Annotated in this window: 9 protein-coding genes and 1 CRISPR repeat array (1 of these 10 only partly in view); of the genes, 4 read left to right on the plus strand and 5 right to left on the minus strand. The window is 35.8% G+C overall.

Annotated elements, in window-relative coordinates; translation table 11 throughout:
• A CRISPR array of direct repeats spans window positions 1–831; the repeat unit is 47 nt; unit sequence GTTGTGATTTGCTTTCAAATTCTTTTTATCAGATCTTTGATAACAAC (it extends 3,754 nt beyond the left edge of the window).
• Window positions 832–957: 126 nt separating this feature from the next.
• The 5 genes from cas2 to cas9 all read right to left on the minus strand — a co-directional run bounded on the left by cas2 (window position 958) and on the right by cas9 (window position 8,959).
• Window positions 958–1,311, minus strand: coding sequence for a CRISPR-associated endonuclease Cas2 (cas2, locus tag AC3QLY_RS07215; RefSeq protein ID WP_074417496.1), 354 nt, complete (start codon window positions 1,309–1,311; stop codon window positions 958–960).
• Window positions 1,312–1,427: 116 nt separating this feature from the next.
• Window positions 1,428–2,345 carry a type II CRISPR-associated endonuclease Cas1 gene (gene cas1, locus AC3QLY_RS07220; RefSeq protein ID WP_074419545.1) on the minus strand — a complete coding sequence of 306 codons (918 nt, stop codon included), beginning with the start codon at window positions 2,343–2,345 and terminating at the stop codon, window positions 1,428–1,430.
• Entirely contained in the window at window positions 2,345–3,472 is a 1,128-nt protein-coding gene (locus AC3QLY_RS07225) for an ATP-binding protein (protein ID WP_218330914.1), read from the minus strand. Before AC3QLY_RS07225 ends, cas1 begins: the two co-directional genes overlap by 1 nt.
• A 480-nt stretch (window positions 3,473–3,952) precedes the next feature.
• Window positions 3,953–4,546, minus strand: coding sequence for a transposase (locus tag AC3QLY_RS07230; RefSeq protein ID WP_228733157.1), 594 nt, complete (start codon window positions 4,544–4,546; stop codon window positions 3,953–3,955).
• Between the two features lie 24 nt (window positions 4,547–4,570).
• On the minus strand, window positions 4,571–8,959 hold the full coding sequence (gene cas9, locus AC3QLY_RS07235) for a type II CRISPR RNA-guided endonuclease Cas9 (RefSeq protein WP_218330915.1): 4,389 nt from the start codon (window positions 8,957–8,959) through the stop codon (window positions 4,571–4,573).
• Window positions 8,960–9,534: 575 nt separating this feature from the next.
• Here cas9 and AC3QLY_RS07240 point away from each other — a divergent pair.
• The 4 genes from AC3QLY_RS07240 to kdpA all read left to right on the plus strand — a co-directional run bounded on the left by AC3QLY_RS07240 (window position 9,535) and on the right by kdpA (window position 15,638).
• Window positions 9,535–11,694 carry a S9 family peptidase gene (locus AC3QLY_RS07240; RefSeq protein WP_218330916.1) on the plus strand — a complete coding sequence of 720 codons (2,160 nt, stop codon included), beginning with the start codon at window positions 9,535–9,537 and terminating at the stop codon, window positions 11,692–11,694.
• A gap of 352 nt (window positions 11,695–12,046) precedes the next feature.
• Window positions 12,047–13,408 (plus strand): sigma-54-dependent transcriptional regulator, encoded by a 1,362-nt coding sequence (locus tag AC3QLY_RS07245; protein ID WP_218330917.1) that lies wholly within the window; start codon window positions 12,047–12,049, stop codon window positions 13,406–13,408.
• 342 nt (window positions 13,409–13,750) lie between these two features.
• Window positions 13,751–13,828, plus strand: coding sequence for a potassium-transporting ATPase subunit F (locus AC3QLY_RS07250; RefSeq protein ID WP_074420511.1), 78 nt, complete (start codon window positions 13,751–13,753; stop codon window positions 13,826–13,828).
• Between the two features lie 109 nt (window positions 13,829–13,937).
• Window positions 13,938–15,638, plus strand: coding sequence for a potassium-transporting ATPase subunit KdpA (kdpA, locus tag AC3QLY_RS07255; RefSeq protein ID WP_074421057.1), 1,701 nt, complete (start codon window positions 13,938–13,940; stop codon window positions 15,636–15,638).

The following is a 15,638-nucleotide window of genomic DNA, read 5'->3' on the forward strand; positions in this document are numbered from 1 at the left end:
AAAACCAGGCTTTATGTTGTGATTTGCTTTCAAATTCTTTTTATCAGATCTTTGATAACAACATTCAACAATTTTTGCAAATAGGTTACCTGGTTGTGATTTGCTTTCAAATTCTTTTTATCAGATCTTTGATAACAACTAAAATTCCTGCAAACAATAACGATAATGTGTTGTGATTTGCTTTCAAATTCTTTTTATCAGATCTTTGATAACAACACTATCGCCTTCAACCCAACATTCACGCATGTTGTGATTTGCTTTCAAATTCTTTTTATCAGATCTTTGATAACAACCATAGTTCTTAGCGGCATACAGCCAGTCTAGTTGTGATTTGCTTTCAAATTCTTTTTATCAGATCTTTGATAACAACACTCTTTGACCAGTTAGCTGTTAGGACAAGTTGTGATTTGCTTTCAAATTCTTTTTATCAGATCTTTGATAACAACATGCAGATACGTGCTTTACAAACGGAGCTTGTTGTGATTTGCTTTCAAATTCTTTTTATCAGATCTTTGATAACAACGCAAGTACCATTAACATTACTGCAAACATTGTTGTGATTTGCTTTCAAATTCTTTTTATCAGATCTTTGATAACAACCACCGGGATTCCAGTTAGCAGGTGTTGCTAGTTGTGATTTGCTTTCAAATTCTTTTTATCAGATCTTTGATAACAACTGAAAGCCTTTTTTTAAACCAAACGCTTTGGTTGTGATTTGCTTTCAAATTCTTTTTATCAGATCTTTGATAACAACTTAACATTTTTAAATCTTTCTCTCATTACTGTTGTGATTTGCTTTCAAATTCTTTTTATCAGATCTTTGATAACAACAGTAAATGCTGTAATACAATGACTGTAAGGGTTTTCAAAGAAAATAGAAAGAAAAAAATGATTGAAATGGCTGTGCCTGCAGTTGGCAGGGCAGCCTTTTTACTTTTCTATTTTTGTTATATTGCATTAAAATAACTCTAATTGCTGGGGTATGGGTTGTGCCGGCGCTTCTTTTTTACCCTGAAATAGCTCCATCATCCCAAATTGTTTGTCGGTAATGGTCATAATGCCCACATGCCCTTTTTCAGGTAATATTTTTTTAACCCGCTTTATATGCACGGCGGCGTTTTCCATGCTGGGGCAATGCCGCAGGTATATGGAAAATTGAAACATTACAAAGCCATCGGCCATAATTTTCTTCCTGAATTCTTGTGCCGTTTTTCGCTCTGTTTTGGTTTCGGTAGGTAAATCGAAAAATACCATTATCCACATAATACGATAGGCATTGAAACGTTCGGATGTGTTATTGTGCCTGGGCATAAAGGGAACAGTCTGTCATCAATAACCGGCAAATGTTCATTTGCCATCATTAAAACGTAGTAAGGCATTATATTATTATGGGTAACAAATAAAAAGTAATATTTATTTGTATGGGCTTATGTTAATGGTAGTTCAGGAAAATCCAATTTTCGTTGCTCGCCGCTATAACATTTGCTTAAAGAGAAAGCTGTTTTTTGCATGGCTACCCATAAGGGGCTGGTTTGTTCTTCTATCCGTGTATCATGGGTTAACACATTCAGCAGTTGCACTTTTATGGGTTGTGTTAATACTTCTACTGCCGATGTTTCGTGAATAATGTTGCGTACAATGGCATCTATAAATGGGCGGTAGGGTTCCATCATATCATCGGCTAAACAATAGGCATTGTAACGGTTGCGGTGAAAAATGCCCAGTGTGGGTAATAAACCCGCTCCTGCAATGGCACGGGCCATAGCAGCCCGAATAATGGCATAACCATAATTCAATAAATTATTGGGGGGTGGCCCATCCCGTTTTCTAAAAAACTGCCAGGCATCTGGAAACAAATGCGCCCAATAATAGGCCGCTGCCTTGGCTTCGGCATTATCGGCATCGCCACTTTTTACATTTTGCCGGGCATTGTTTAAATAGCCATGGGGTATGTTCCATTTTTTTAAAACAGCCGCCTGGTTATTAATCTTTGCTTTTACGGTTTGCTGCCACAATTGTTTTTTTAGGGGTTCACTGGCGGCTAATTGCTCCTTAAAACGCTCACTTTGCAGGGTATGGCTCTCTAAAGGCAGCAGCATGCCGCTGGGGTGGTGGGTACTGTTGCAGGTTATTACCGCAATATTGTTGGTAATCAGTTGGTCTAACAAAAAATGGGTAATGGTAATTTGCGGATGCTCTAATACCAGTACGCCTATATCTTCAATGGGTACCGTTTTATCCTGCCGGTCTTCCAACCCTTTTATGTGGGCATAGCTAAGCACCAATTGTTCGTTATTGCATTTTAGGTGGCAGGGGTTCTCTATGCAGAGGGTGCGTTTAAGCATTAGATATGTGTGATATATTTGGTTAAAAAAGTATGTAGTGAACAGATTTGAATATGATTGTTTGTATAGTTATCACTTCCAGGTGTTACAATAAAATTTTTTTGTGTATTCAAATCTGCAATACAATTTAAAAAGCCTTTTGAAATTTCCGGTGCATTATTACGTTTTATTTCAACACAGGCTACGGGTATATTTCCGTTAACCAATACTACATCTGATTCTGCACCATGATGTGTGCGATAGTAATATACAGATAAATGAGATGGTACCAGTTGATGTATTTGTTCAATAACAAAACCTTCCCATGAGGCACCTGAAACAATGTGGCCGGCTAATTCATCAGTTGTTTGTATGCGGTTCATGTAATGCAATAAGCCGCTATCACGAAAATAGATTTTAGGCGATTTTACGATCCGTTTAGTAGTGTTGATAAACCATGGCTGTAAACGTCTGATTAAAAAAGCTCCTTCCATAAAATCCAGATATTTTAGCGTAGTGGCTCTACTAATGCCTAATGAACGTGAAATATTTTCGTAGTTTACAATATTGCCACTAATTGCGCTTAACATGGTCCATAGATTTCGAACAGTAGCCGGTGATAGATTTTCATTCATTAAAAAATTTACATCACGCTCCACAAAAGTGCAGTAGTAATTTTCGGCCCATGCATACCATTGTGCATTGGTTCTTAAGGTAAGTGCTTCAGGATAGCCGCCTCTGAACCATATTTTATCCTGTGCAATTTTGGCTTTATTGGCTTCCATTAAGTTAATGGTGGGTAGTTCTATATGGGCAATTCTACCGGCCAAACTTTCAGAAATGCCTCTTACTAAAAAAGGTGAAACCGAGCCCAATAGCATAAAACGTCCGGGTTTTCGGTATTCATCAATTAATGGGCGTAATATGGCAAATAATTCGGGCATCGTTTGGACTTCGTCAATAATCACCAGTTTATCTTTTAATCCGGCCAGCATGGTTTCAGCATCTTCCAGTTTACGCCTGTCAGATGGTTTTTCTAAGTCAAAATAAACTGTAGTAGATTTTTTTTTATCTGCAATCTGCCTGGCAATAGTTGATTTGCCTATCTGCCGCGCACCTATTATAGCTACGGCAGGAAACTGTTTCATCTGCTTTTGTAGTGTTTTTATAATATTCCGTTGAATCATCTTTACCGTGAAAATTGTACAACAAATTTATAATTTTTCACGGTAATAAAAAAGTAATGAAATGGGTTATGCCTAAAAATGTAATTGAGGAACAAAAAAATGAATCCTTTCCGGTATGTATATATGGTGCTTGTGTTTAGCAGCTTAAATCTTGAAAAATTATAAGTGTAGTTAAAAATTGAATTATTTTAGAATAATCCTTCTAACCAATAATTTGGTCATTGAATAAATAACTGCAACAAACCCCTAAATGGTTGTAAATATTGATTATTAAAAGCTAAAACTATGAACCGTGAAAATTGTATAATGTATTTATAATTTTTCACGGTAATTGTACTTCATTCCTTTATTATACTTAACTTACCACCAATTGCGCATTACTGCATTTTAAATGGCAGGGGTTTTCTATGCAAAGGGTGTGTTTGAGCATGCTGGTATGATTTACCGGGTGAGCGATTCCTCCAATGCGATATATTCAATAAAACGTTCAAGTTTAAGGGTATGTTGTGCGAGGAAGCTATTTTTATTTTCGAAGATTTCCCGGAAGAAGGGAAGCTCTTCAAAATGAGCATGAACATAGTGGTAAGAGCTCCAGGGCCACTCAGTTGTTTCTTTTGTAAAACTGTGTTTAACCGGGTTGAGATGAATGTATAAAACAAGGGTTTGTAAATATTGCGCAGAGGTAATTTCCTTTCTTTTAAAGTTTTTAATAAAAAGCGAACCCCTGCGTTGGTAAACTTTATTAAAAGCCTGCGTATAGCTGCTGAAGAGGTTGGAGAATTTCTTCGACAGCAACTTTTCCAAAGTTTCGAACTTTGGAAAAGTTTGCAGCAGCGCTTCTTCGTTTTTTATTTTAACCAGTAGATGAAAATGATTCGGCATTAAGCACCAGGCTAAAGTATCTGCTACAGCATCTATATGTTTATAGTATTGTTGCAGGAAGAAACGATAATTTTCTGCTTCCCGGAAAAGGTTATCATCACCATTGGCATGGTTGTAAATATGATAATATCGACCGGGAAGAAGTGGAGGCATGATAATAAAATAAGTTATTGAATATTATTTAAATGTAAGTATTCCACTCATCGAAATATTAAAATCTTCACCTTCCAGCAAGAAGGTCCAGTTGCTTCGACTTAAGCCCAAAATAGGAGCCGGATTTTTATCATTTATTTCAGAAGATTCAGTTTTAAATTCTTCAATTTGAGATTTAAGTTTTTTTGCAAAATCCTCCGAAGAATAATATCTGACATTTTCAATTCGTGCATCAAAATCGTAAAGCCTTTTTTCATACTCTTTCTTCCTGTCTGCTATATTGCTTATGCTTTCATCTGGCATAATAACCGGAATATTAAGTTTTTGTTCATACGGTTTTAAAATGCTGTTTTTTGACTCCTTAATTGATTTGTCTATTTCTACTTTTGTTCTTGATTCTAAATGATATTGCAGTATTATCTTGTTACCTGTATAATGGAACTGGGTGATTTTATATAACCTTTTCACTTGGAAATTTAAATCATTTCTTTTTTCATACTCATCATCATTTTTCAAAACAAATATTTTCTGACCAATTTTTAATAGTTTTTTGTCGGGATAATACACGAAATCGGGATAATTTAGTTCAATAAATTTATCAAGATTAAATATTCTATTTGTTTTATACGTTTTGGCTAACTCTGCTGATGATATAGGTATAAGCAATCTTTCTATCTTACCATCATTAATCCGTTGCAGAAATGCGGCGTAAGGAAGCTCACCAGAAGCTGCATAATATTGATTTTTATATTCATTTTTTGATTGATAATTTAACCTTTGCTTTACTATTTTTCCTGCATTTGTTCTTACCCGAACATGGCGAATGATATTTCCCTGATGGTCTTTAACTATCGGGTTATTTTTCTGTTCACTCACTAGTTTTTGAATAGTAGGGTCTACGATATCCTTAATATATTTTTTTGCATCATTAATGCTTACCCTTTCTGCATAAAAGAATTCATCTGCACCGGTTTTGAACTTCCACGTTCCGTCATCATTGCGTAATGGTTTTCCGTTCTCTCTTTCTACATCTCTGAGTTTAGCCACAAAGGTTTGTTTATAAAGGGAAGTTCTTATACTATCTCCACAAGCTATTTTAGGTATTTTATTTGCTCTTTCTACTACGTTTTTGATTTGATGATTATCTTTTAATGGTTCCGGAAGATTTTTGATATTAGGCAGGAAAATAATCCGGCCTCTGTTTCGATTAATCTTATATGTTCTTTTTAGAATTTTGTCTGTAACATAATTGACAACCAGTACTGAGTTGTCTATATTTTGTATTAATTGTTGAGAATTATAATTGGCGAATGGCGTAGTAGTAAATTGACCCTTTTTTTGCTCTTGCCACTCATACATTGTTTTCAATAATCGTTCCCGATAACTGCTGTTTGTCGGAATTAATGTCAAAACAGCAGCATCAATGGCATGATGTGTATGCTTATTCCTGTTCTTAATCTCATCTTCTTCCTGTATGCTGAAAATTTTTCGGAAATCGGCGGTTACGGTGCCTTTCTGAACTTTTACATTATTGAAGTAAATGCTTAAAAATTCCCGAGCATATTTTGATATCATTTGTGTATCGGTGAGTTGCCTCCTTATCCAGCTTTCTTTAATTTCTGTACAGGTAAACCGTTCTATTTTATCATTCCAATAATCAAAGTGCATTTTATAATAATGCTTTTTCTGAATACGATCATTTTTTCCTGCTTCATCTTCTCCGGGTTTATGTTTTTTGTGTTTTTCATATTCTATTTCATAATGATCTCTGATTTTAATCCATTCTTTCAGCCGTGGTTTAATGGCAGTTCCCCAGTCATCTACATTCTCTTCATAATTATCACAACTAGTTGGAAACTGTTTCTTTTTTCTGTCGCGGTTATACCATGCATAACAAACGGTTTGATTGGACAGGGTATTATCCGGTAATATACTACGTGGTATGGTATGTTCTATGTCAACTTCATTAGAAAATAATTGTTTCAGGCCAATCATTTTTCCTGTGTACATACATTGGCCTTTTTGTTCCATCCATAGTTCATATCTTTTTAGAGAATCTTTTTCCTTTAATATAAGCTCTCGTACAAGCCGGGAATTTCCTTTATCGTCTTGTACTTTTGAAAAGTTTTGTTCATTCCACATTTCAAATAGTGAAATATTTTCATCCACGTTAATAGAAATATTTTCTTTCTCCTTGAATTCTTTGAGAAATTCCTTGTACTTCTCTTTTTGATTTTCACGTTCTCTTTGGTAACGTTCAATCGCAATTCTTTTGTTATTGTCGTTTAATTCTCTCGCTACCTCAATCATAATCTCTGTATCATTATCGATATCTCCATTAATAATAAGTTCATTCAGCAGCTTTCTTAAAACACTTAATGCTTTATTAAACATGGGGTTTTTGATACTGTCAATCAATGGAGTTGGCAAAATTTCTTTGCCGGTTTTTTTGTCAAGTGGAAGATTCGGTGTTCCGTCAGGCTTTGTTCCTGTCTTTTTCAGATATAGATTCTCTCGTTTGGAGTGATGGTAGAGTTCTCCTTTCAGGTGAATTTCCAGTTTATTCAATTCATCATTCAGTATTTTATCAAGAGTAAAAGTTTCCCTAAAAGCTCTTTTTGAATTACTGAAAAACTTCTGATATTGATCTTTCACCTCATTGATGATTTTATTTTTTATCTCACTGCTTTTACTATTCCATGTTGTTTCCCCAAAATGTTTCAGGCAGGCGTGGGTTATATCATCAACATCATCAGGTTGAAGAATGTAGCTTACGTCTTTATAAGCAAACTTTTCATCATGTTGTAAACCTTTCCATCTGTCTATTAAGCTGTTTGTAATGGCGATAACCATTTTTTCCCAGTTATAATTTCCATTTGCTATTTGTATTGCCTCATAAATTTTTTCTTTCTTTACATCCCATTTGCCATTTATTAACTCAGGCATTTTTGCCAGTAATACTGCTTCATTATACAAAAAACCTTCCTGTAAAAATGGAATAATTTTACAGATAGCTTTTACACTTAAATCAGAATATGCAGAGGTGATATTTTTCCTTATCTCAACAAATGGGTTATAATTTTTTCCTTTTGAAGTTATCTCATCTGCAATTTTTAGTTTTTGAACTGAAAACTTTTTAAGATAGGCTTCGTCAAAACTGTACAATGCATGCCATAAGTCAAACACTGAATACTTTTCTTTGATAATTTTAGGTGCATTTCCAATATTATATTTGTATAGCTCCTTAATTTGTTCAAAAACGGGTGTGCCAAAAACATCTATAAGCCCCTTGCACACTGGCATGGTAGATGCAGAGTGGTCATCTTTGTAATTATAATTGTACTTAATAGAGTGTTTAAATTGTTTATCAAGAAATTTTTTTATTTCTGCAAACTTTACATTTTTATCTTTTTTTAAAAAGAAATCATAATACAACTTTTCTCTTATGTGAAGTGGTAATTCTTCTTTTATCGTTTCATTATTTTCTTCACGTACAGTTTTGATGGTATTGATGAATTGCAAGGCTCTGAAAATTTCAAATAATGGATGCGAAACAGGACAACGTGGCTTATCATTTTCTAAAGTACACCGCCCAATATTCCCCTTTTGACTTCTTAGAGGACGCTGCCAGATAATTGCTTTCCATAATTTCTGAACAAATAAATCCTGATAGATTCCTGCACTATCTCTGTGTATGTCAAAGCCCTGTGCATTGCATAGTAGTTCAAACTCTTGCCTATATTCCTTACGCAGCGGATATTGATTCCTAGCTCGTTTCCCTTTATCTAAAAATTCTTTTTTCAGGGCTTCAGCAATAGAACGATTAGTTTCTAATGCCTTAGCAAATCCTTCACTTTCCCTTCTTTCAAGTTGTTTTTTTGTTTCAATATTTTTTTTTGCTTCATCAATATTTAACTCATCCGTGTCTGATTCACCAATGTTTTTATACCCCCTTCTTTGTACTAAATGATATAATGCTCTGCCAAATTCATGTGGATGTAATTTTTTATCCAGAGCTTTTACTCTTAGTTCATAAGGATTTTTATATTCGGTATCAATTTCTAAATAACTAAAATCACATTTCAACCACATTAAAAACTTCTTACTTTCCGGAAATTTTTGGGGGTGCCCTTTCCTGTATTTACTCCATTGCTCAAGTTCTGTTTGTTGTAACGGCGAATATTTTTCGCCCAGCACCTCAAGCAAAGCCCATTTACGGTATTTCCTGGCTTGTAATAATCTTCGTTTCGAACGAGCTTCACGTCTATCTTTAGTTGGCGAAGTATATCCTCCGGTTCCTTTCAACATTCCTGCATCGAATGTTATTACACCCGTTTTGATATTATTTTCTTCATCTCTTAATGCCCATCCAATTGATGAACTACCCAAATCAAGTCCTAAAATTTTTTTCATATTGATTATTTTTCTTTCTACATTTGATTTGAAAGACAAATCACAACAAGGCTATAAGCCGCAGATCTTCTTTCTGAGTGACTGCTTGAATAATATTCGGTAGTCACTTTTTTTATCATCACAATAAGGATTATTCCGTTGTGAAAACATTTAAGTCGCCTCACCTTACAATGTGGGGCTTTTTTTTCTCCCCCTAAACTAATCAAATTTATGTATTTATAAAAAAAATATTATCTCATTTTTTCTAACGAAATCCCTTTATACACACATTTAAACTGCCTATTCATCCTTTTCACAGTTGGGAGTCACATGCTCCTCAATCCCCACCTCCTAACCACCATCACCCACCACCCATTTCCAACCCCTTTCTCCCTACCTTGTTCGAGACAAATTCGATACATGTTCGACAATGGTTCGATACAACCCTTATCAATGCTGCATTTGTATGGGCCGGAGTCGAACAACTGTCGAACAAATCTCGAAAAAAGCCCGAAAATACTGGCGTTTATAATTTTTTTTTGAATGGTATCGTAAAAAAGGAGGAGGATATTTATCTTCATGCAAAATTCAAACACATGAGGAAAATTTTTGGCATTATTGCATGCTGTTGCTTAACAGCATTGTTTACTTATGCCCAGCAAAAAGAAATAAGTATGGCGCAATTGGTTACCGGAAAAGCGCCCAACGGCTTTTACAAACCGCTGCCTTCTGTAATAGAATGGCTGAACAATAACCAGGTATTGTTGTTGCAACGCGGCGAAAAAAGAGAAGATGCACAAACATTTTTATTTGATATTCCCTCGGGAAAAATGTTATCGTATACTGCTCCTGCACAGTTAAAGCCTGATAAGGCTGTTACCGAAATGAACCATGACTTGTATTTGTTTGTAAACGGAACGCCTACACGCATTACCAACGATACGGCGCAGGAACACAACCCCACTTTCTCGCCCGATAGCAATTATATAGCCTATACCAAAAACAATAATTTATATAGCTACAACATTGCTGCACAAAAAGAAACACAATTAACCTTTGATGGTTCGGCTACTACCTTAAACGGCTATGCCAGTTGGGTATATTTGGAAGAAATTTATGGCCGCCCCACCCATTACCGGGCTTTTTGGTGGAGCCCCGATAGCAAAACCATTGCCTATGCCAGGTTTGATGAAAGTATGGTGCCTATGTTTCCTATTTACAGTAGCGAGGGGCAACATGGTTATTTGGAATATACCCGTTATCCCGAAGCAGGCGATAAAAATCCGGAAGTGAAAATGGGATTTGTTAGTCCGGATGGTGGCAATACCACCTGGGCCAATTTTAATGAGAAAGATGACCAGTATTTTGGCTGGCCCATGTGGCGCAGCAGCAATAATAGTTTATGGTTGCCCTGGATGAACCGTAAACAAGACAGCCTGATTATTTATGAAGTTAATACACAAACGGGGGCACGTAAACCGGTATATACCGAAACACAAAAAACCTGGATTGATTTGGAAGACAGGGTAGGCGGCCGTATTAACTTTTTAAAAGATGGCAGCGGTTATATTGCCCAGAGCGATAAAAGTGGATGGAATATGCTGTACTTATACAATATAGATGGTACCCTGCAACATGTTATTACTAATGGAAATTTCACCGTTACCGGAATTGAGTATATTGATGAAGCCAATCGCACCATTTATTTTACAGCACGTGGTATTGAAAACTCAACCCGTACCGATTTGTATAAAATTAGTTTTGATGGCGGACAACCCCAACGCTTAACTTTTGGTAATTATAACCATACTATCAATTTTTCACCCGGTGGTAAATATTTTATTACCACCTACAGTAATACACAAACGCCAGCACGTATGGCATTGGTAGATGTAAATGGTAAAATAGTTAAAGAACTGGGTAATGCCAAAGGCCCTGACATGGATGCGTATGCTATTGCTAAAACTGAAATTATACGTATTAAAAGTGCTGATGGTTTATTTGAACTGCCCGCTTTGGTTACCTGGCCGGCACATTATGATAAAACGAAGAAATATCCCATGCTCATTAGTATTTATGGAGGGCCTAATGCCGGTACCGTATGGGACAGGTGGAACTGGAGCCCCAGCCGCGAACTATTGGCACAGGAGGGGTTAATACAAGTAGCGTTTGACCACCGTGCCAGTGGCCAGTTTGGTAAAGCAGGTGTAAACTATATGTACCATGATTTAGGGTATTGGGAAATGGAAGATTACAGCACTATGGCCAAATGGTTTATTCATAATGCTGGTGCCGACCCTGCCCGTATTGCTATTACAGGGTTTAGTTATGGGGGGTATATGACGTGCTATGCATTAACCTACAAATCGGATGTGTTTACTTATGGTATGGCCGGTGGCAGTGTGGTAGACTGGAGCCTGTATGATACCCATTATACTGAACGCTATATGGGTACACCGGAAAGCAATCCGGAGGGTTATAAAAAAAGTAGTGTATTGAGTTATATTGGTCGGTATAAAGGCCTGTTGCAAATTGTACATGGTACTATGGATGATAATGTACATATGCAAAACAGCATACAATTAATTAGTGCTTTGGAAGATGCCAAGAAGCCTTTTGAAATGATGTTGTATCCCGGTGGGCGCCATGGTTGGCCTTATTTGCCTGCTAAATGGGATGATTTTCAAAATCTGAAAGCGAAGTTCATTTACAAATATTTAATTAAGAAACCCATACCGGAAGGTTTGCTGCATTAAATAACTAAAAAGCCCTGCTTATTGCGGGGCTTTTTATAGATAGTAAAATGAAAGTAGGTTAAAAATAAGCTTTCCAATAAATTGGTTGTGTTTAGTGTAAAAGTATATACAACGAACAGCCATAAACGACATTAAGCATATTACAACAGTAAAATAGTTGTAAAATTAGTAGCACTTCTGAAAAAATGATTGCTTTTATGGCTCAGGTATAAAAGAAATAATAGTTCAATTTATTAATTATATTTTAAAATTTGAATGGTACAAATAAAATGATGTAGTTATTTACATACTTACATTTGGGTTATAATACTAATTGCTTTTACATTTATTCAAGTTACATTTATTGTTACGCATGGCAAATACTATTTTAATTATAGATGATGAGGTAAAACTCAGAACACTGTTGGCAAAAATGTTGAGTTTAGAAGGATTTGATGTATTACAGGCCGGCGATGGAAAAACCGGGCTTAAAAAATTAGAACAGCAAAATATAGATATTGTACTTTGCGATGTTAAATTGCCCGATGAGCATGGTGTTGATTTGGCCAAAAATATCAAACAAAAGTATCCTGCGCTTGAAATTATCTTGATGACAGCCTATGGCAATATTCCGGATAGTGTACAAGCTATAAAAAATGGAGCATTTGATTATATAACAAAGGGAGATGATAATTATAAAATTATTCCATTGCTTTACAGAGCACTTGAAAAAGTGAAACTGGCAAAAAGGGTACAACAATTAGAAAAACAGTTAGATAATAAATATGCATTAAACAGTATACTTGGTTGTTCAAAAAGTATTCAATTAGCCATTGAAGCCGCCCGAAAAGTAGCACAAACAGATGCCACTGTTTTATTAACCGGCGAAACAGGAACCGGTAAAGAAGTTTTTGCACAGGCCATACATCAGGCAGGAAAAAGAAAGAACGGTAATTTTATTGCAGTGAATTGTTCCGCCTTCAGTAAAGAATTATTGGAAAATGAATTATTTGGACATAAAGCCGGTGCATTTACCGGTGCTATAAAAGATACTAAAGGTATTTTTGAAGAAGCCAATGAGGGTACCATTTTTTTAGATGAAATAGGTGAAATGCCCCTCGATTTGCAGGCAAAACTACTGCGTGTAATAGAAACAGGCGAATTTCTGAAAGTGGGCGATAACAATGTTACCAGGGTAAATGTTAGATTAATTGCGGCAACTAACCGCGACTTAAAAAAGGAAGTAAATGCCGGCCGCTTTCGGGAAGATTTGTTTTACCGTATTTCAGTATTTCAAATACAACTGCCTTCCTTACGGGAACGTATTGACGATATTACATTATTAGCCAATCATTTTTTACAATATTTTTCGGAAAAAACAAATAAAAAAATAACCGGCATTGCTCCGGCATACATACAATTGTTACAAAAACATACATGGAAAGGAAATATCCGTGAACTGAAAAATATTATTGAACGAAGTGTTATTTTAACTGAAAATAATATTTTAGAACCTGCCTCCCTACCGGTTGATTTTTATCAGGTACCCGATTTACAAATGGGTAATGTGTCTGCACCTTCATTAGCACTGGCTGATGTTGAAAAAGCACACATACAAAAAGTACTGCAATATACCGGGGGTAATAAAACAGAAACTGCACGCTTACTGAATATTGCCCTAACTACTTTGTACAGAAAAATTGAAGAATATAAAATAACGAGTTCAGTTGAATAATAGTTTTATTTTTATTTTGGTGTTGCGCATAAGGCATACCCTTTTAAAATGATAGTGTGAACCCTTTTATTTTGAAAGGGTTTGTTGTTGTATATATATACTATATTATTTTTATAATTCATTTCCAGTAAGGATTTTCATGTATTTTATTTTAGCTGGCACTTGTTTTGCCAATATGCTGGCACAGTTTAAGGATGGAATGATGTATCATCCACTTAAACTGCTTATATTATTTATACATAAAAAATACCAACATGCTGTTTTTACTTTTACTAATTACCGGTCTGTTAGCGTTTCTGTTGTTTAACGTAATGATTCATTGGTTCGAAAAAATTTAAACTTATGCTTTTATTATTTTTTGTAGCGATTATAGTATTTGTATATATGTGCTATGTTTTAATTCATCCTGAAAAATTTTAACACAGCAGATGAGCTGTCAATTTTAGGTAATGAATGTTAAGCTGTACCACTACCGTGCTGCATTTTACCGTGAACATATTGATATTTTAAAATAAATTAAACAAAGCAAATGAATACTGAAATGTATGGCATCATAGCCATGTTTATGATAACGGTATTGTTAGCCATTCCGTTAGGCAGGTATATGGGTAAATTATTTTCAGGAGAAACCACCTGGTTAGATCCCATTTTCAATCCAATTGATCAACTGATTTATCGAATATCAGGCGTTGATCCGAAAATAGAAATGAATTGGAAGCAACATTTAAAAGTATTACTCACCATTAATTTTATCTGGTTTGTTCTGGCCATGTTGGTTTTAACCAATATGGCGCATTTGCCACTAAATCCTGATCATAATCCCTCCATGTCGGCCGATCTGGCTTTTAATACTGCTGTAAGTTTTATTTCAAATACCAATCTGCAGCATTATTCCGGTGAAACAGGTATGTCTTATCTGGGTCAGTTAGTTTTAATGTTATTTCAATTTATCAGTGCAGGTTGCGGAATGGCAATATGTGTTGTAGTTTTTAAGGCTATGAAAGAGGGTGCAAACCATTCTTTGGGTAACTTTTACTTTCTTTTTGTAAGAAGCTGTACCCGGATTTTATTACCCATTGCTTTTATAATGGCAGTTTTGTTTTTATTGAACGGTATGCCCATGACGTTTAAGGGTAAAGATACCATTACTACATTACAGGGCGATACAGTTCAGGTAAGCAGAGGGCCGGTAGCAGCATTTGTTGCCATTAAACAGTTGGGAACAAATGGAGGAGGTTTCTTCGGGCCTAACTCGGCTCATCCATTTGAAAATCCTAATTATTTCACCAATATGGTTGAAACCATAGCCATTGCATTATTACCCATTGCATTAATATTTACAATGGGCTATATGCTGAAACGGAAAAAATTAGCCTGGCTAATTGTTGGGGTAATGACGGTGGGTTTCTTTTTATTATTAGCACCCACCATTATAATGGAAACTGCAGGGAATCCTGCCATTGCAAAAATGGGAATAGAACAAACCTCGGGCAATATGGAAGGCAAAGAAGTGCGTTTGGGGGCTGCTGCATCAGCGTATTGGGGAATTGTTACCACAGTAACCAGTAATGGTTCTGTAAATGCGATGCATGATAGTTTTATGCCGCTTGCCGGCATGTGTACCATGTTGGGAATGATGGTAAATGCTTTTTATGGGGGTATTGGCGTAGGCTTTTTAAACTTTTATATTTTCATGATACTGGCTGTATTTATCAGTGGATTAATGGTAGGCAGAACACCCGAACTGATGGGTAAAAAAATTGAAGCAAAAGAAATGAAAATAGCGATGATTATTGCTTTGATTCATCCATTTTTAATATTATCGGGTACAGCCATTGCTGCTTATTTATATGCGCATCATCCTGCTGAATATGCGGGCTGGCTTTCTAATCCGGGTTTTCATGGCTTTAGCGAAATGTTATATGAATTTACTTCTGCCAGTGCCAATAACGGTAGCGAATTTGCAGGGCTTGGAGCCAATACTCCCTGGTGGAATATTTCGGATGGCATTGTAATGCTGTTATCGAGGTATTTGCCCATCATTGGGCCGGTAGCTATTGCCGGTTTACTGGCACAAAAAAAATATATTCCTGAAAGTGCCGGTACGTTAAAAACCGATACGGTTACCTTCGGCTTAATGGTAATGGCCGTTATTATAATTGTTGCAGCTTTATCATTTTTTCCATCTTTGGCTTTAGGGCCTGTTGCTGAATATTTTTCCTTTCATTAA

The organism is Hydrotalea sp. GW822-HT8A01 (genome assembly GCF_058798575.1).

What these genes read in the sequence shown, in the direction of transcription:
- cas2 (WP_074417496.1), bottom strand. Translation starts at nt 1,311, where the DNA reads ATGCCCAGGCACAATAACACATCCGAACGTTTCAATGCCTATCGTATT.
- cas1 (WP_074419545.1), bottom strand. Translation starts at nt 2,345, where the DNA reads ATGCTTAAACGCACCCTCTGCATAGAGAACCCCTGCCACCTAAAATGC.
- AC3QLY_RS07225 (WP_218330914.1), bottom strand. Translation starts at nt 3,472, where the DNA reads ATGAAACAGTTTCCTGCCGTAGCTATAATAGGTGCGCGGCAGATAGGC.
- AC3QLY_RS07230 (WP_228733157.1), bottom strand. Translation starts at nt 4,546, where the DNA reads ATGCCTCCACTTCTTCCCGGTCGATATTATCATATTTACAACCATGCC.
- cas9 (WP_218330915.1), bottom strand. Translation starts at nt 8,959, where the DNA reads ATGAAAAAAATTTTAGGACTTGATTTGGGTAGTTCATCAATTGGATGG.
- AC3QLY_RS07240 (WP_218330916.1), top strand. Translation starts at nt 9,535, where the DNA reads ATGAGGAAAATTTTTGGCATTATTGCATGCTGTTGCTTAACAGCATTG.
- AC3QLY_RS07245 (WP_218330917.1), top strand. Translation starts at nt 12,047, where the DNA reads ATGGCAAATACTATTTTAATTATAGATGATGAGGTAAAACTCAGAACA.
- AC3QLY_RS07250 (WP_074420511.1), top strand. Translation starts at nt 13,751, where the DNA reads ATGCTTTTATTATTTTTTGTAGCGATTATAGTATTTGTATATATGTGC.
- kdpA (WP_074421057.1), top strand. Translation starts at nt 13,938, where the DNA reads ATGAATACTGAAATGTATGGCATCATAGCCATGTTTATGATAACGGTA.